This window comes from Lentzea sp. NPDC055074 (assembly GCF_053608005.1).
Window position 1 is genome coordinate 1 of sequence record NZ_JBSGUQ010000031.1, and the last position, 18,168, is coordinate 18,168.

Below are 18,168 nucleotides of genomic sequence, written 5' to 3' on the forward strand. Positions count from 1 at the left end.
CACCAAGAGCGGGCCACATGCAGGTAGGGGTGTCAACTCGACGAAAAGCGTGTCGAGTTGACACCCCTACCTGCATGCAGCAAGAGCTGTGGCGCGACTCGTGATGGGACCCCACCGCCCAGCTCTTATGGAAAGACTGCTCGCCTTCGGCATCGCGTGCGAGAGGGTGGCTCACCTTCGGCATCGCTTGGACTGACGGCTCGCCTTCGGCATTGCGTGTGGGCGACTCGCCCTTGGCGTTACGTGCGGGCGGCTCGGCTTCGGCGTCGCTGGACTGTCAGACCCGCTCTGTACGTTGGGTCGCGGGGGAGCTTCCGCTCGAGGGGACCCCTGCGCGAGCTTGCCTTCTCCTCCTCGCAGGGAGGAGCCCCCGGCGGGGGGACCGGGGGCTCCTGGTGGTGCGGCTTTTCGTCGTGGGTGGTGGCTAGATGTCGAGGGTCCACGAGTCGATGTGGCCCGTGTCCTGGCGGTAGAGGTCGCGGACCCGCAGCTGCCAGGTGCCGTTGGCGTCTTCCGAGGCCACGTTCAGCGCGTAGGTGGCGTTGAGGTCGTCAGCGCTGTCTGAGCCGTTGCTGACCTTCAGGACCTTCACGATGCCCGAGGGGGAGATCAGGGCCAGCTCCAGGTCGCCTCGGTAGGTGTGCTTGATGGCCACCTTCACGGAGGCGGTGGCGCTGGCCTTGCCGTTGCAGTCGGCGACGACGATTTCGGACTTGACCTCGCTGGCGTCCGGGATCGCCGTGTCGGTGTCGTTGGTGACTGCCGGGCACTGGCCCGGGGGGTTGCCGGGGGCGGTGCCGGTGATGTGGAGGAGCTTGTTCGGGGAGCCGGTTCCGGGGGTGGTGACAACGTCTGAGGTGGCGTTGTCGACGAGGGCGTCTCGGACCTGCTGCGGGGTTGCCGTCGGGCTGGAGCCCAGGTAGACCGCTGCCGCGCCTACCACGTGCGGGGTGGCCATCGAGGTGCCGCTGATGGTGTTGGTGGCCTCGTCGTTCGTCAGCCAGGCGCTGGTGATGTCCCGGCCCGGCGCGAAGATGTCCAGGCAGGTGCCCAGGTTCGAGAACGAGCTGCGGCTGTCGGTGCGGTCCGTGGAGCCCACGGTGATGGCTTCCGGGGTGCGGGCCGGCGAGGTGTTGCAGGCGTTGCCGCCGTTGTCGTTGCCCGCGGCCAGGCCGTAGGTGACGCCCGCGGCGATGGAGCGTGCGACTGCGTCGTCGACGGTCTGGTTGGCGCCGCCGCCCAGGGACATGTTGGCGACCGCCGGCTTGCGGGCCGGGTTGGCCTGCACGTCCGCGGTCACCCAGTCGATGCCCGCGATGACGCCCGCGAAGGTGCCCGAGCCCGAGCAGTTCAGGACTCGGACGGCGACCAGTTTGACGTCCTTCGCGACGCCGTACTTCGTGCCGCCCACGGTGCCCGCGACGTGGGTGCCGTGGCCGTTGCAGTCGTTGGCGTCGGCATCGTTGTCAACGGTGTCGGTGCCCGACACGGCGCGGCCGCCGAAGTCGGTGTGGGTGATGCGGATGCCGGTGTCGATGATGTACGCGGTGACGCCGGTGCCCTTGTTCGGGTAGGTGTAGCTGTTGTCCAGCGGGAGTGCTCGCTGGTCGATCCGGTCGAGGCCCCAGGACGGGGTCGGGGCCTGGGTGTCGGAGATGCGGACCTCGGCGTCCTGTTCGACGTAGGCGACTGCCGGGTCTGCTGCCAGGCGCTTCGCCTGGGATTCGGACATCTGTGCGGAGAAGCCGCGCAAAGCGGACTTGTAGGAGTGCTTCACCTTCGCGCCGTACTTAGCGCTGAGGTTGTCCACACTCGACGTGCTCATGTCCTTCAGCACGACGATGTAGTTGTCCTTGACCGCGTTGGACGCACCGAGGTTGCGAATCTCCCCCTCGGGCGCAGCGGTGGCGGAGACGGACGACAGGGCGAGCGCAGTGCCCGCCACCAGTCCGATTCCGGCCGCTCGTCTGGCCCACGATTCTCCCATAGCAGCAAGCTCCCTCGTCGCAGGGTTGTGCAGTGAGAATTTTCTTAGTGGTGCGGACTGAATGCGCACAAGACGGTCCACGACATTGCCATCGAATGCCGAATCAACAGATTTGCTGCGGCCTGTGAATTAGTTGGTTCCGCTGATCTCTTTACAAAACAATTGCGCCCCGAACGGTTGTCCGTTCGGGGCGCATGTTTCGCCTATTTCGTCCAGCGTCTCAATCGCCTCGGCGGACGGCTCCGAGGATCTGCTGTTCGGCGGGTGTGGTGTAGAGGCGCAGGTGCGCCCACATGTCCTGGCCCATGGCGATGACCTGGTCGTCCTTGAGTTGCGTCAGCTGCTGGAACATCTGCGGGCGCAGGCGCCACATCTGCCCTGCCAGCTGCGCCTGGCCCATCGGGAGGCGCTGCAGCAGCACCAGGTCCGCGTTGTTCGCCGTGGACGACGCCTGCGGGTGCAGGTACGGCAGCACGTACATCGTCGTCTGCCACGGAGCGCGCGGCGGGAACAGCTCCTGCGGGACGTGGCCGCCGTCGTGGATCACCAGCAGTGGCATGTCCTCGGTCGGCCTCGGGAGGTCGGCCGGGGACAGGCGGCGCAGCTGCACCAGTTGAGACGGACGGCCGTCCGGGCCCTGGCCCGCGGCGCGCACGACCGGCTGCCACGCCTGCGGGCGGCCCGTCGCGATGATGATCCACGCTCCGGTCGCCATGGCGCGCAACGCGATCTGCCGGGCCAGGTACAGGCCGCCGACGACGACCATGCGGGTCGGCGTCGGGCGCAGCACGGACACGGCGAGCGGCTCGCCCTTCGTGCCCTGGCCGAGCATCATGCCGCCGCGGTCACCGCTCGGGCTGACCAGGTCGAGCATGTTCGGCGACACCAGGAACTCCGGTGCCACCGCGCCACGGCCGCGCGAGTCGACCAGACGGGACGACGAGCTCATGCCACACCTCCCAGCGGCAGCGTCGCGGCGAGACCCGCGAGCTGCATGCCCCGCAACGGGGTCAGCGTGATGTCGAGCTTGTCACCCAGCTTCGAGAGCTGGTCCTCGGCCCTGTCGAGCTCGCTCGGCGTGCGGGCGCTCACCCGCACCAGGCCGCGCAGCGAGACCTGACCGTCCTCACGGGACGGCGAGATGGACATCGCGAGCGTGGACGAGAGAGCGCGCACACCGGTCAGCGAGTTCAGGTTGCCCTTGAGGCCCTTGGACGGCCAGCCGGTGATCGCGTAGCTCGCGTGGCCGACACCGCCCGCCGTGACGCCGGCCCACTTCTCCCGCAGCGACACGGGGCTCGTGTTGCCGACGGCGGAGGTGAGCTCGGCCGACGAGATGGCCGCGCGCAGCAGTTCGTCCGAGTCGAGCGGGCGGATCGTGACGCCGGCGGACTCCAGTGCGTTGCGGACGCGGGACAACGCTCCGATCAACGCCCGGTGCGCGCCGACGACGCCGCCGCCGCGCTCCCGGATCGCCTCGCCGCAGCGGCGCGGGTCCAGGCGGACCGTGATCCACGTGGTGCGGCGGGCCGCCGCGGGCAGCGGGCCGAGCACCTCCATGTACGAGCTGACGGCCGGCGAGTTCGGCGGAAGTGCCGCGCTGCCGGGGTAGCAGTGCCAGATCACGGTGATCGCGTCGAGCACCACGCCCCGGTCCTCGAGGCACGGTGTGAGCGCTCCCAGGGGCAGCGACGGGGCCGAGCCGACCGCGGAGATCAGCGGCGGCGTCGGGTCGACGAGCAGCACCGCGGTCCACACGCCGTCGTGCCACGACAGCGCGAGCGGACGGCGTTCGTGGTCGACGCCCTTCGCGATCACCAGGTCCGGGATCGCGAGGCGCAGCAACGCGACGCGCGGGTCCTCCGGGCCGAGCACCTGCAGCTCGTCGTCACCGGGCTTGGACTCGGTCGGCTCCTGGCGCTTCGCCGTGCGGCTGTGCGACCGGAAGTTGTAGCGCAGGCGGACGCCGATCCACTGGGTGAGCCAGCGGCCACGCGATCGGGTGAAGGCCAGGATCAGTGCGACGAGGAGCACACCACCGGCGATCGAGACGGAGACGACGTTCAGCGCGTCGCCCTGCTTGACGCCCATGATCGCCAGCACGAGGAGGGCGATGGCGAGACCGACCTCGATCGTGACTACGTTCGACACGGGCAAAGAGCCGAGGCTCACGCCCGCGGCTCTGCGACGGACACGCCCGACCGGACGCGGAGGCGCGGGTGCCTGCTGGCCAGGGCCCGCGGGTCCCTGCGGCGGCCGTGCCATCCCTGGGTTGGGCCGGGGCGGATGTGGAGTGGTCACGGACATCCGTTGTGGTCTCTTTCCCCTCGATGGTCGGTGGGCTTGGCGAACCGGCCCACGGAGCAACCTGCGTCCGGCTATCCTGCCGAACCGTACCGCGACTGGGAGAGCAGCGAGCCGAGAATGGCATCAACACCCACCACCAAGTCACAGGTCCAGGCCTACCAATTCGTCCTGCGGCGGATGCAGTCCGCTCTGGTCCGCAGAGACTCCGTGATGTTGCACGACCCCATGCGCAACCACTCGCGTGCGACAGCGGTGGGTGTCGTCCTGGGCGTTGTCGGTCTCATCGGCTTCCTCGTGGTCGGTCTTTTCAGCCCGGCGCCGAAGCTCGACGACCAGACCCAGATCGCCATCAGCAAGGAGACCGGCCAGGTCTACGTCGTCGACAACTCGCCCCGGCGGTTGATCCCGATGACGAACCTGGCGTCGGCCCGGCTGCTCTGGCTCTCGCGCAACAGCCCCGACGCGCAGCAGGGCCAGGGCGGTGGCGACGCACCAGCCGGTACGGCGGGCGCCCCGCAGGAGGCGGCCGGCGGCACCCCGAAGCTCGTGAGCGAGAAGGCCCTGGCGAACCTGCCGCGCGGCAGGCTCACCGGTCTGCCGGACGCCCCGGACGTGCTGCCGAAGGCGGATCTCCGCATCGACGCGCAGTGGTCGGTCTGCGACACCCTCCAGCTCGACAAGTTCCGCGAGGACCAGGCGGCGGAGAACCAGATCAAGACCTCCGTGATCGCGGGCGTCAGCGGTGGCAACGCGGAGCTGGGCGGCGAGGCGGTGCTGGTCCAGCAGCGCACCGGCGCCAAGAAGGCGTACCTGATCTACAAGACGCCGCAGAACCTGCGCGACATCTCGTCGTCGACGGTCCGCGCCGAGGTGGACCTGAAGAACGACAAGGTCGTCAACGCCCTCAAGCTGACGGGCAAGAAGCCCCGCGCGATCAGCACGGCGCTGCTCAACGCGATCCCCGAGGTCGCCCCGCTGGTCGCGCCGGTCATGCCGAACCAGGGCAAGCAGGCCACGTACGTCACCGAGACCAAGGTCAACATCGGTGAGGTCGTCCAGGTCGAGCGCCAGAACGGCTTCGAGTCCATGGTCGCGCTGGAGGACGGCTTCCAGACCGTCGACGAGACGGTCGGCGACCTGCTGCGCTACGCCTACTCGAACAACCGGGCCGCGATCAGGCTCTCGCCGAGCGCGATCTCGAACCACCGGGACCCGAAGAAGCCGCTCGAGCTCACCTCGTACCCGGAGAAGATCCCGACGACGCTGGAGCCCAACGCCAACAACGTCGTGCTGTGCCTGGGCTGGAAGGCGGAGAACTTCACCGCCGACAACAGGGCCGAGCACACGACGGTGACGATCGGTTCCTCGCTGCCGGGCCCGAAGGACATGACCCCGGCCGAGCTCGGTTCGGCGGGTGCGGGTGGCGAGATCATCGACCAGTTCCTGATGCTGCCGGGCAAGGCCGCCGTCGTGCGGGCGAGCCAGGGCAAGAACGACTTCGGGACCGGGCCGGTGCAGATCGTCACGGGCCGCGGTGTCCGCTACGGCGTCCCGGACGCCGCCACGGCGGGGGCGCTCGGTCTCGACGGGACGTTCCCGCCGGCGCCGAACCAGATCCTGAGCCTGCTGCCGATGGGTCCGCAGCTCAACAAGAACGAGGCGAACCGCAGCTACGACTCGATCCCGATCCCCGGCAAGGGCGCCATCAAGGATCCGCAGGCGGTTCAGCAGAAGTAGCGGAACCACTCCGGGTGCACCACCGTCGAAACCGGACGAAGCGCGGCGGGCACCATCCGCCGCGCGCAGCACCCGGAGTGTTCTAGGGGGACAGAGTCGTGGCCGGTCGTATCAGCGTCGATGCCGAGTGGTTGGAGAAGTGCGCCGACCGCATCGACGGGACGACGGATGACCTGAGGCGGGTGCGGGACGCCATGAAGGTGTCCCCGCTGCGCCCCCAGTCGTTCGGCGAGATCGGCAGGACCGTCGGCACCGCCCAGGGGTACGCGCGGGCCGCCGAGCTCCTCAACTCGCAGCTCGCCCGCGCCTGTGACGCGCTCGACGCGGCTTCGAAGGGCCTGCACGCCGTCGCCCTGCAGTACGGGCGGGACGACGACGAGAGCTTGCAGGCCATCAGGAAAGTCGAACGGCGGTAGGGGCTGTGGTGACCAAGGACGGCAAGCAGATCGCGGCCGAGGTCGGTCCCGAGCTCGACTACCTCTCGCGGGTCAGCCGCAAGCTCGGCGTCGTGGACCTGGTGCACGACTTCTTCGACCCGCTCGTGGGCGACTGGAACGACCTGCGCGAGGAAGCCGAACGCTGGCGCAAGGCCGCGAAGGTGACCGAAGCGGTCAACAAGCACGTCACCACGCCGCTGGGCGGGGTCGACGAGCGGTGGCAGGGCAAGGACGCCGAGGCGTTCCTCGACCACATGCGCAAGGTCGGTCTCGCGGGTGGCGACATGGCCGACGCGATGAACGCGATGGCGGACGCGCTGGAGGAGACCGCGGACGGCGTTCGCGTCATCGTGCAGGACATGGCGCACGTGCTCGCCGACGCCGCGGACTCGGTGTCCGGAACGGCCTCGCTGCCGCTCGACGGCGACCAGCGCGCGATCAGGCACATCGAGGAGCTCAAGGACCCGGTCCGCGAGCTGCACGAGTCCGCGCGGCAGGTGATGGAGGCGTTCCTGCGGCTGTGCGACGGGGTGTCCGGCGAGGCCGGCGGCTTCGAGGCCGTGCGGATGGAGCACAGGTACCCCGAGCAGAACTGGACCTACACCGCGCCCGCCAAGCCCGAGGCGACCACGCCCGAACCGGCCAGGGCTTCTGCCACGGCCGCGGCGGCCGCAGGTGCCTCGTCCGGCGGTGGCGGTGCGGTCGGCGGTGGGGGTGGCGGAGTCGGTGGTGGCGGCTCGGTCGGCGCTCCTGCCGCGGCGGCCGCGCAGCCGATGCAGTTCGGAGGCGCCACAGGCGTCGCTGAGCAGGTTCCGGTGGCGGAGCAGGGTGCTGGGGCCGGTCAGGCCGCCGCGGCCGCTGGTGGCCGTTCTGGGGCCCCTTCCGGTGGCGGCATGATGGGCGGCATGGGCATGGCGCCGATGATGGGCGCCATGGGCGGGCAGCAGGGCGGCGACAAGGAGCACAAGCCGCGGCAACGGCTCACCGGCTCGATCGACGACCTGCTCGGCAAACCCAAGAAGGCCGCGCCGAAGACGATCGGTGACGACGACTGACACCTTCCCGGACAACGGGAAAGGCCCCCACCGGTGAGATCCGGTGGGGGCCTTCTTCGTTCTGCGCCTGATGGTCCTTCTGCGACGCGGCGGAAACCGGCGTCGCGGTGAGCAGACCGCTAGGCGGGCTGCTTTCGCTTGCGGTTGAGCGAGTTGCGGACGAACAACGTCAGCGCCAGCAGCAGGCCACCGACACCGATCCCGCTCAGCGCCACGATGATCGGCGGCCAGTCGAGTCCCGGCGGCGGGCTGACGGACGTGGTCATCTCCCGCGGGTCCGCGGCCTTGAACCCGGCGGACTCGGCCGGCAGCACCGCGGTCAGCGCGGCGACCGGGTTGACCATGCCGAAGCCGGTCTTGTGGTCCTTGCCGGTCACGTTGCCGGGGTGCAGGGCCGTGGCCTTGAGGCGCTCCATCACCTGGCGCGCCTTGAGGTTCGGGAACCGCTCGCGCACCAGCGCCGTGATGCCCGCCACGTACGGGGACGCGAAGCTCGTGCCCTTGATGTCCAGCACGCCCTGCGCGGTGACGTTCGCGTTCGTCAGGCCGGTGCCCTTGGGGTCGACGGAGATGATCTCCTCACCCGGTGCGGCGATGCTGACCCACGGGCCCCAGACGCTGAACGACGAGACCTCGCCCGAGCGCGCGATCGAGCCCACCGACAGCACGTCGTCGGCGAACCACGCCGGCGACGAGACCGAGTTCACGTTGTTGGGGTCGAGGTTGCTGTTCTGGGCCGCGCAGCCGGTGCCCTGCTCGCTGAGGTTGCCGGCCGCCGTGACGATCACGGAGTCCTGGACGTCCACGGCGTACCTGATGGCGGCCTGCAGCTTCAGGTCGTCCGCGCTGAAACCCTTGGGGGCGCTGCAGTTCGTCAACGAGATGTTGATGACCTTGGCACCCTTGTTGGCCGCGCGGACGATGGCCTGCGCCAGCGTGCCGACCTTGCCGGCCGAGGCGCGCTTCTCCGGGTTCGCCGCGTTGCCCTTGAACTCGAAGCGGTCGCTGGTCTGGCGGATCGCCAGGATCGACGCCTCCGGTGCGGCGCCGATGAAGTCGCCCTCGGTCCTGGCCGCCGCGGCGACGCCGGCGACCTCGGTGCCGTGGCCGTCGCAGTCGTCGATGCCGTTCTGGTTGGAGACGTAGTCACCGCCACCCTCGACCCGGCCGCCGAAGCGCGGGTTGCGCGGGTCGACGCCGGTGTCGATGATCGCGATCTTGACGCCCTTGCCGGTGGCGAACTGGTGCGCCTGCTCCAGGTTCAGGTAGACCTGGGCGTAGGGCATCTGCTTGATCAGTTCGCTCTTGGTGTCGGACTCCACGCACCCCTTGGAGGTGCGCTCGTACGGCACGTCCGGCTTGCCCTCGTCCGCCGGCGGCTGGGTGCCCGGCGGGAGCGGCGGCGGGACCGAGTTCGGCCTCGCCGCCGCCGGCGTCGAGGACGGCTGAGCGGAGGCCTGTGGCAGCGTCCCCGTCAGCAGAAGCAGTCCGGCGGTCGCGGCCGCCGTGGTGCGCCTGATGCCGGTCCTCATAGCGTGATCAGACCTCGGAAGACCTGGTACATGTCCATGACCGCGAGAGCCAGCGGCAGCACGGAGGCGATCAGGATCGCCTCGATGATGTCGACGGTGCGGCGCAACGGCGGCGAGAACTTCTGGCCGGGGAAGACCACGCCGAGCACCAGCGCGAGCGCGCCCAGCACCAGCAGCGTGCCGAAGACGAACGCGATGCGGTCGAACGAGGTCGACGCGATCAGCCAGCCCAGCAGGATGCCCGCGCTGGCGAGCATGCCGGTCGACAGCAGCGCGATGGCCTGTGCCCCGTTCGCGTACGCCCGGCCGCGCATCATCAGCACGATCGCGACGATCACGCCGTAGATCGGGCCCCAGATGGTGTCGGCGGACGCGGCGACGATGGCGGCCAGGGCCGCGACGATGCCGGTGCCGATGATCATCCCCGTCAGGTACTCGTGTGCGACGGCCGTGCGGCGCTCGATGACCGCGTACTCCGGGAAGCCGCTGTCCTCCTTGAGGTCCTCGGCGTTCGTCGGCACGACGGGCGGCGGGATCTTGGCCAGCCGCAGCGTCAGGCTCGGCAGCATCGACAGCGCGGCGAGCGCCACGGCACCGGTCGCGGCGGCCACGCCGTACAGCGGGTGCTCGACGAACGTCGCGACGAGGAACGCCAGCGCCACGAGCGTGCCGCCGGTCGCCGCGGCGATGAACACCGTGATGCCCTGGCCGATCAGCAGGATGCCGCCCCACGCGAAGATCATCAACAGTGCTGAGGCGAGCAGCATCTTCGGGTTGAACCCGACGCCCGGCACGGCGTGGAAGCCCGCGACGAACGCCAGCGGCAGCGAGCCGCACGCGGCGATCAGCACACCCGTGGAGGACGCGCTGTACGCCCGCGAGATGGTCGCGCCGGCCGCCAGCATGGCGATCGCGCCGACACCACCGGCGATGGCGGCCGCGAGACCGCTGCCGGAACCACCCTGAGTGATCGGGCCGGACAGGAACAACGCCACCGCGGCCGCGATCAGCGCGATCGAGCCGGCCAGGTGACCGAACCGCTGCGCGGTCTCCTTGGTCCACGGCCGGAAGGAGTCCGGATCGGACTCCGCGATCGCGTCGACGACGTCGTCGTACAGCGGCGGCGGCGGATTCTCGTTGCGGCGTCGCAACTGCAGCAGCTCGCCGTCGACGACGCCGAGCGAGGCCAGCGTGCGCGCCGGGTCGAGCGGGTTGTCGCCGAGCTTGGCGAGGCACCACCCACCGTGTCGCACGCCACCGTCCGGAGTGGCCTCTCTCGCCATGTCCAGCAGCATGGGGAGGAGATCGGCCACCGCCACGTCGGCAGGCAGCGCGACGTCGATACGCGTTCGAGGTGCCACCACCGTGACACGGCTGAACACCGTCGTACCGGTCGCCACCAGGGCCCCCTAAGTCAGATCAGTGCTAACAAATCAACGGCTCGACCCTATTGGTCCACCTGGACGGTTGCCGAGCGGCCCTAGTATGGCGCCACCGACGTCTCTTGCACGTGTCGTTTGCAGAACACGTTCGACTGGGTTTTTTTCCGACCCACCTTCGTGACGCGCGCGGATGCGCAATAGTGTCGGTTGCTACTGGTGGCGTAACGAGTCGAAGAGGTGCCTGTCAGTTGAGCACGCTGCAGTTCAAGCGAACGGCACGCCTTGCTGCTCCCCGGCCTCCGGGCGGTGAGGTCCACCTCGAACCGCCACCCGAGGTCCCCCGGATCATCCCCGGCAACATCATGATGAAGGCGATGCCCGTCGTCATGATCGTGGCGTCCATGGGCATGATGGGCATGATGCTCGTCTTCATGCCGCGGCAGCCCGCGGCGATGATCATGCCGGGCATGATGATGATCTCGACCATCGGCATGATGGCGAGCGGCATGGGCTCGGGCAAGGGCCAGAAGAAAGCCGAGATGAACGAGGACCGCAAGGACTACCTGCGGTACCTCGGCCAGATGCGCGACCGCGCCCGCGAGGCCGCCGACGAACAGCGCGCCGAACGCGAGTGGGTGCACCCGGACCCGCAGATGCTGTGGTCGCTCGCCACCACCCGGCGCATGTGGGAACGTCGTCAGAACGACCCGGACTTCTGCCACCTGCGCGCGGGACGGGGCTCGCAGCGCCTCGCGACTCGTTTGGTGCCACCGCAGACAGGTCCCGTCGAGGAGCTCGAGCCGATCGCGACGCTGGCGCTGCGCCGTTTCGTGCGCGCCCACTCGCTCGTGCCGGACCTCCCGATCTCCATCGCACTGCGCGGTTTCGCCGCGGTCGGCCTGCTCGGTGAGATCGAGGACCGCCGCGACCTCGCGCGCGCCCTGCTCGCCCAGCTCGTCACGTTCCACGCCCCGGACGACCTGTTGATCGCGGTCGTCAGCGCGGGCCGCACCAAGCAGCTGTGGGAGTGGGCGAAGTGGCTGCCGCACGCGCAGCACCCCACCGACATCGACGGCATCGGCCAGCGCCGCATGATGGCGAACTCGCTCGCCGAGATCGAGGCGATGCTGGACGAGAACCTGCGCGACCGGCAGCGGTTCACCCGCAACGCCCCGCCGCCGCCCGACCAGCCGCACATCGTGATCGTCATCGACGACGGCGACATCAGCCGCGAGGAGATGATCATCCTCGAAGAGGGTCTGGTCGGCGTCACGCTGCTCGACCTGAGCGAGTGCCTGGGCAACCTGACGGCGCGGCGCGGCCTGCGCCTCGTCGTCGAGAACAACCAGCTGGGCGCCCGTTCCGCGAGCGGTGTCGAGTGGTTCGGCGCGCCGGACCGGCTCTCCGTCGTGGAGGCCGAGGCCCTCGCCCGCCGTCTCTCGCCCTACCGCATGGGCGCCGCCGGCGACGCCGGCGGCGACTCGGGTGAAGACCCGTTGGCGATGAGCAACAACCCGCCGCTGCTCGAGTTCATGGGCATCCCCGGCGACCCGATCACGTTCGACGTGCAGCAGGCGTGGCGGCCCCGGCCCAAGCGCGACCGCTACCGCATCCCGTTCGGCATCGGCGAGCACGGCCAGCAGGTCGAGCTCGACATCAAGGAAGCGGCGGAAGACGGCATGGGCCCGCACGGCCTGTGCATCGGCGCGACCGGTTCCGGCAAGTCGGAGTTCCTCCGCACCCTGGTGCTGGGCCTGCTCGCCTCGCACTCGTCGACGGCGCTCAACATGATCCTCGTCGACTTCAAGGGTGGTGCGACGTTCCTCGGCCTGGACAAGGCCCCGCACGTCGCCGCGACGATCACCAACCTCGCTGGCGACCTCAGCCTCGTCGACCGCATGAAGGACGCCATCGAGGGCGAGGTGTCCCGGCGTCAGGAGGTCCTGGCGAAGGGCAACTACAAGAACGTCTGGGACTACGAGAAGGCCCGTGAGAACGGCGCCCAGCTCGACCCGCTGCCCGCGCTCTTCATCTGCATCGACGAGTTCTCCGAGATGCTGACGGCGAAGCCGGACTTCATCGACATCTTCCTCCAGATCGGTCGTGTCGGCCGGTCGCTGCAGATGCACATGCTCCTCGCGTCGCAGCGACTGGAGGAGGGCAAGCTGCGCGGTCTGGACACGTTCCTCTCGTACCGGATCGGTCTGAAGACCTTCAACGCGGCGGAGTCCCGCGCGGCGATCGGTGTGCCGGACGCCTACGAGCTGCCGCCGATCCCGGGCTCGGGTTACCTGAGCGTGCAGGGCATGCCGCTGACCAGGTTCAAGGCGCTCTACGTCTCGGGCACCTACCGCCCGGCGGGCATGCAGTCCGTCGGTGAGTCGGTGGCCGTGCGCAGCGACAAGCGCCCGCGGTTCTTCGTGCCGGACTTCATCGAGATCCCGAAGGAGCCGGAGCGCCCCGTCGAGCCCGTCAAGGTGGCGGAGCCGGTCAAGGAGGACGCGAACGAGCCGACCCAGCTCGAGCTCGTCGTCAACCGGCTCGTCGGCCAGGGCCCGCCCGCGCACGAGGTGTGGCTGCCGCCGCTCAACGAGCCGGCGACGATGGACACGATGCTGCCGCCGCTCGACGTGACGCCGGACCGCGGTCTCACCTCGCCGGGCTACCCGGCGAACAGCACGCTGCAGATCCCGGTCGGCATCGTCGACAAGCCGTTCGAACAGCGTCGCGACCTGCTGTGGGCGGACTTCTCCGGTGCGGCGGGCCACGGCGCGATCGTCGGCGGTCCGCAGTCCGGCAAGTCGATGATGCTCAGGACGATCATCGCGTCGATGGCGCTCACCCACACGCCGGAGGAGGCGCAGTTCTACTGCATCGACCTCGGTGGTGGTTCGCTCGCCGCGATGGAGGACCTGCCGCACGTCGGTGGGTTCGCCGGCCGTCTCGACGTCGACAAGGTCCGCCGCATGGTGGCCGAGCTGCAGACGCTGATCTCGGAGCGCGAGCTCCGCTGGCGCGACCAGCGCATCGAGCTCCAGGAGTTCCGCAACCGCAAGCGGCGCGGTGAGATCAAGGACGACGCCTTCGGCGACGCGTTCCTGATCATCGACGGCTGGATGAACTTCCGCCAGGAGTTCGAGATGGTCGAGCCGCAGATCCAGGCGCTCGCCGCACAGGGTCTGTCGTACGGCGTGCACGTGATCATCGGCGCGAGCCGGTGGGCGGAGATCCGCCCCGCGATGAAGGACCTCCTCGGCACGCGCTTCGAGCTCCGCCTCGGTGACCCGAGCGAGTCCGAGGTCGACCGCAAGGTCGCCGTCAACGTGCCTCCGGGCCGTCCCGGTCGCGGCATCACGCTGGACGGTTCCACCGGGCGCAGGCTGCACTACCTCGTCGGTCTGCCGCGCATCGACACCTCGCAGGACGCGAGCACGGTCACCGCGGGTGTCGCGGACCTCGCCGCCAAGCTCACGCAGTCGTGGCAGGGCCCGCACGCCCCTCAGGTCCGGATGCTGCCCGACCTGCTCGACCACGCGCAGTTCATGCAGCACGTCCAGCAGACGTTCCCGAACCGCGGCCACCTGGTCCCGATCGGCGTCAACGAGGACGAGCTCGCTCCGGTCTACCTGGACTTCGACGCGGACCCGCACTTCATGGCGCTGGCCGACGGCGAGGCGGGCAAGACGAACATCCTGCGCACGATCGTCCGCGGCATCATGCAGAGCTACACCTCGTCCGAGGCGTTGATCCTGCTCGCGGACTACCGCCGCACGATGCTCGGGTTCATCGACACCGACCACCTGCTCAGCTACGCGGTGTCGGGCCCGCAGTTCACGCAGAACGTCCAGGAGGTGCGCGGGTCACTCGCCAACCGCATGCCCGGCCCGGACGTCACGCAGGAGCAGCTCAAGAACCGCTCCTGGTGGAAGGGCCCCGAGGTCTTCGTCATCGTCGACGACTACGACCTCGTCGCTCCGCAGGGTGCGCAGAACCCGGTCCAGCCGCTGGCGGAGTTCATCCCGCAGGCGAAGGACGTCGGTCTGCACGTCGTCGTGGTCCGCCGCATGGGTGGTGCGTCCCGCGCGATGTACGACCCGATCATGGGCAAGCTGAAGGAGATCTCGGCGCCGATCTTCGTCGGGTCCGGTTCGAAGGAGGAGGGCAACATCGTCGGCAACCTCAAGCCGTCGCCGCTGCCCCCCGGCCGGGGCACGCTGGTGACCCGCAAGCACGGTCAGCAGCGCATGCAGTTCGCCTGGATCCCGCCGGACTAGACAAGCGCTCGGAACGTCCCTCGTGGGTGGTCTCGCCGTGGTGGCGGGGCCACCCACGAGCCGTTTCGAGGGGCGTGAACGGCGAAAGGCCCGCGACCGAGGTCGCGGGCCTTGCTCGGGTAGCAGGGGTACTACCCGCCCCCCATCAGCCCGACCCGGAACCGGCGCGGTCAAGAGGGAGGCGACCGCTCCGGTTCCGGGTCCAGTTCTCCGAGCCATCCCCCAGGCTGACTCCTCCGAACCGGCTGAGGAGGACTCTGCCGCACGCCGCTCACATGTCGCTCACGCCTCGATGACACCTGCTGTCGCGCAGACGGAACAAGGCCCGCAGCCGAAGCTGCGGGCCTTCGCCGGACAGCAGGGGACTGTCCGGTTCCCCCCACGACCGGATCTCCACCCGGACCGCACCACTGGGGAGCGGCGGCCAGGAGGAGGACGGCGGGTGTGACACCCCCCAGAAATCAATGTCACTCTCGTCGTTCCGGCTGAGGACGACTCTGCCTGGTCGCGCTCACACATCGGTCACACCGAGTTCGAGCCCCGTGCCGGGACCTGCCGCGCCCCGGAAACTGATGAGCGGTGCTGGTGGCCCCCCAGGACTTCGCCACCAGCACCGCTGAGGAGAACTCTGCCCGAGGCCGCTCACACTTCGCTCACACTGCGGCCACAGCGCGTTTAGACTGTCGGTGAGCTGGGGGGATGTGTGCGAGCCGAATACCGCGTGCTGGGGCCGTTGGAGGTACTGCTCGACGGCGAACCGGTGGTGGTCCCCTCTGGACGGTGTCACCTGTTGCTGGCCGCGTTGTTGTTGCGGCCCAACCAGTTGGTGCCGGTGCACGAGCTGGTCGACCGGCTGTGGGACGGCTCGCCGCCGAACGTCGACCGCGCGCACAAGACGCTGCACATGGTCGTGCGACGGCTGCGGGTCGCGCTGGGTGAGGCGGACTGCGTGCAGACCCGGACCGGTGGTTACACCGCCGTGGTCGAACCCGACCAGGTGGACCTGCTGCGGTTCCGCGCCCTCGCGGGGTCGGGTGACTTCGGTGCGGCCGCGGCGTTGTGGCGAGGGCCGGTGCTCGGCAACGTCGTGTCGGACGTCCTGCACCGCGAGGACGTGCCGCGGCTGGTCGACGAGCGGCTCACGGTGCTCGAACGGCGCATCGACGCGGATCTGGACAGGGGCTTGTCCGGTGAGCTGGTGGCGGAACTGAGGTCGCTGGTCGCCGACCACCCGTTGCGCGAGCAGTTCTGGTCGCACCTGATGCTCGCGCTGTACCGGTCGGGCAACCAGGCCGAGGCGTTGAACGCGTACCAGGACCTGCGGGGCAGGCTCGCCGACGAGCTGGGCGTCGACCCCGGTCCCGCGCTGCAGGAGTTGCACCAGCGGATCCTGCGAGCCGAGGTGACACCCGGCAAGCGCGTCCGGGTGCCGCGTCAGCTCCCGCACGGTGTGCGGAAGTTCGTGGGCCGCGAGGACGAGCTCGGGGAGCTCGCCACGACGGCGGGCGTCACCGTCGTGCACGGCGTCGGTGGCGTCGGCAAGACCGCGCTGGCGTTGCAGTGGGCTCGCGACGTGCGTGAGAGCTACCCGGACGGCGACCTCTACGTGAACCTGCGCGGGTTCGATCCCGAGGTGCAGCCGGTCGATCCCGCCGCCGCGGCGGAGATGTTGCTGACCGGGCTCGGCGTGGACGAGGTCCCGGCCGGCGCGGACGCCCGGTTCGCGTTGCTGCGCACCACCCTGGTCGACCGGAGGTTGCTGCTCCTGCTCGACAACGCCGCGTCGGCGCGCCAGGTCCTCCCCCTCCTGCCCGCCGCCGCGGGGGTGCGGGTGCTGATCACCAGTCGCAACCAGCTCCGCGCGCTCGTCTCCCAGCACGACGCGACCGCGATCGGGCTGCAGGAGCTGGGGTTCGACGCGGCACGGTCGTTGCTCGCGGTCGTGCTCGGTGAACGGCGGCTCGACGCCGAACCGGAGGCCGCGCGCGAGATCGTCGAACGCTGTGCCGGACTGCCGTTGGCGCTGCGCGTGTTCGCCGAACGGGTGGCGCGCTTCCCCGAAGTGCCCCTGCGGGAGTTCGTGGCCGAGCTGCGCGACGAGCGGCTCGACGCGTTCAGCGACTTCTACGACGTGGACGTCCGTGCGGTGTTCTCGTGGTCGTACCGGGCGCTGGACGACGAGTCGGCACGTATGTTCCGGCTGTTGTCGGTGCACCCCGGTCAGAACTTCGACGTGAGCGCTGCCGCCGCGCTGGCCGGGGTGTCGGTGACGCAGGCCAGGCGTCTGCTGGAGCGACTGGTCGCCGATGCCCTCGTGCAGACGCCTTCCCCTGGGCGCTACAGCCTGCACGACCTGCTGCGCGCCTATGCGGCCGAGCTGTGCGGTGACGACGAGGCAGCCGCGCTGAGGATCACCGAGTGGTACGTCCACACGCTCGAGAACGCCGCTCTGGTGGAGAAACCGATCGCGCTGGTGCGGGCCGGTGAGATCACGTCGGGCGTGGTGCCGCGGGGGTTCGCCTCGCGGTTCGACGCGCTGGCGTGGGTGCGGGAGGACTGGGACAACCTCCACGTGGTCCTGCGCGAGGCCGTGGCACGCGGGTGGGAACGGCTCGCGCTGCTGATCCCGACGCACCTGGAGAGGTTCCTGGTCTACAACCAGCCGCGCTGGTCGGAGGCGACCGAGATGTTCGAGGCGGTCCAGACCTTCGGGACTGCCCGCGAGCAGGGGTTCCTGCTGCTGAAGCTGGCCAGTCACTACTCGAACCTCGGACGCCTGGACGACGCGCTGACCTGCTTCGAGGAGGGACTGCGGTTCGTCCGCGAGTCGGGGGAACGGACCGCGGAGGCGGCCGGCCTGATCAACTTGTCCGCGCACCAGGAGAAGGTCGGTCAGGTGGAGAAAGCCCTCGCGACCTCACGCCTGGCGGCCGAGGTGAGCGCCGAGATCGGGAACGGGTACCTGGAGAGCGCCGCGCTTTCCAACATCGCCTTCATGCTGAACCTGCTCGGCCGCTACGACGAGGCTCTCGTCGCGAACGACCGTGCCGTCGTCATCGCGACCGAGATCGACGCCGAGGACCAGCACGTGCTCGCGCGGCTGCACGCTGTGCGGGGCAAGGCGCTCACCGGACTCGGACGGCACGTCGAAGCCGTGGCCGTGCTCGAACCCGCTGCCAAGGTCCTGGCCGAGCTCGCCGACTCCGAGCACGAATCCGTGGCGCTGCGAGACCTGGGAGCCGCCCTGCTCGAGCTCGGCGAGCGTGCGAAGGCCGTCGTGGCCTGGGGACGTGCCGTGGATCTTCTGCGTCAGCTGGACGACGACCAGGCCGAGGCGCTCGCCGCCAGGCTGGCCGCACTGGAGTAGGCGGAACGACCCCTGGGGCGGACGTGGGTGGCGCGATGCGCTGAACTCGTCGGGGCGACCTTCGTCATCCGTGTCGTCCTGCCCAGTCGC

At 69.6% G+C, this 18,168-nt stretch carries 10 protein-coding genes; 5 read left to right on the forward strand and 5 right to left on the reverse strand.

The genetic code is table 11. The annotated features are described in order from the left end of the window. Positions 1–424 precede the first annotated feature (424 nt). The 3 genes from ACWF7A_RS41835 to eccE form a co-directional block, all read right to left on the reverse strand. Positions 425–1,987, reverse strand: a complete 1,563-nt coding sequence (locus ACWF7A_RS41835) for a S8 family peptidase (RefSeq protein WP_452256013.1) — start codon at positions 1,985–1,987, stop codon at positions 425–427. A 220-nt stretch (positions 1,988–2,207) separates the two neighbouring features. Beyond that, on the reverse strand, positions 2,208–2,936 hold the full coding sequence (locus ACWF7A_RS41840) for a hypothetical protein (protein ID WP_452256014.1): 729 nt from the start codon (positions 2,934–2,936) through the stop codon (positions 2,208–2,210). Continuing rightward, the gene (gene eccE, locus ACWF7A_RS41845; protein WP_452256015.1) at positions 2,933–4,138 is read right to left on the reverse strand and encodes a type VII secretion protein EccE; all 1,206 of its coding nucleotides are present in this window, start codon (positions 4,136–4,138) and stop codon (positions 2,933–2,935) included. The genes ACWF7A_RS41840 and eccE overlap by 4 nt, the downstream gene beginning before the upstream one ends. A 273-nt stretch (positions 4,139–4,411) precedes the next feature. Here eccE and eccB point away from each other — a divergent pair, with 273 nt between their 5' ends. From eccB to ACWF7A_RS41860, 3 genes are all read left to right on the forward strand, one after another. After that, positions 4,412–6,031, forward strand: a complete 1,620-nt coding sequence (gene eccB / locus ACWF7A_RS41850) for a type VII secretion protein EccB (protein ID WP_452256016.1) — start codon at positions 4,412–4,414, stop codon at positions 6,029–6,031. 98 nt (positions 6,032–6,129) lie between these two features. Further along, positions 6,130–6,447, forward strand: coding sequence for a hypothetical protein (locus tag ACWF7A_RS41855; RefSeq protein ID WP_452256017.1), 318 nt, complete (start codon positions 6,130–6,132; stop codon positions 6,445–6,447). Positions 6,448–6,455: 8 nt separating this feature from the next. After that, a complete protein-coding gene (locus ACWF7A_RS41860) occupies positions 6,456–7,523 on the forward strand; it encodes a WXG100 family type VII secretion target (protein WP_452256018.1) in 1,068 nt (355 codons plus the stop codon). Between the two features lie 119 nt (positions 7,524–7,642). Here the strand turns inward: ACWF7A_RS41860 and mycP are convergent, their stop codons facing one another. Continuing rightward, positions 7,643–9,055 (reverse strand): type VII secretion-associated serine protease mycosin, encoded by a 1,413-nt coding sequence (mycP, locus tag ACWF7A_RS41865; RefSeq protein WP_452256019.1) that lies wholly within the window; start codon positions 9,053–9,055, stop codon positions 7,643–7,645. Further along, entirely contained in the window at positions 9,052–10,455 is a 1,404-nt protein-coding gene (eccD, locus tag ACWF7A_RS41870) for a type VII secretion integral membrane protein EccD (RefSeq protein ID WP_452256020.1), read from the reverse strand. Before eccD ends, mycP begins: the two co-directional genes overlap by 4 nt. Positions 10,456–10,685: 230 nt before the next feature. Between eccD and eccCa the strand changes: the two genes are divergently transcribed. Further along, positions 10,686–14,711 (forward strand): type VII secretion protein EccCa, encoded by a 4,026-nt coding sequence (eccCa, locus tag ACWF7A_RS41875; RefSeq protein ID WP_452256021.1) that lies wholly within the window; start codon positions 10,686–10,688, stop codon positions 14,709–14,711. A 703-nt stretch (positions 14,712–15,414) separates the two neighbouring features. Further along, positions 15,415–18,078 carry a BTAD domain-containing putative transcriptional regulator gene (locus ACWF7A_RS41880; RefSeq protein WP_452256022.1) on the forward strand — a complete coding sequence of 888 codons (2,664 nt, stop codon included), beginning with the start codon at positions 15,415–15,417 and terminating at the stop codon, positions 18,076–18,078. Positions 18,079–18,168 lie beyond the last annotated feature (90 nt).

Coding starts and splice junctions, on each gene's coding strand:
- mycP (WP_452256019.1), bottom strand. CDS start 9,055: ATGAGGACCGGCATCAGGCGCACCACGGCGGCCGCGACCGCCGGACTG.
- eccB (WP_452256016.1), top strand. CDS start 4,412: ATGGCATCAACACCCACCACCAAGTCACAGGTCCAGGCCTACCAATTC.
- ACWF7A_RS41840 (WP_452256014.1), bottom strand. CDS start 2,936: ATGAGCTCGTCGTCCCGTCTGGTCGACTCGCGCGGCCGTGGCGCGGTG.
- ACWF7A_RS41835 (WP_452256013.1), bottom strand. CDS start 1,987: ATGGGAGAATCGTGGGCCAGACGAGCGGCCGGAATCGGACTGGTGGCG.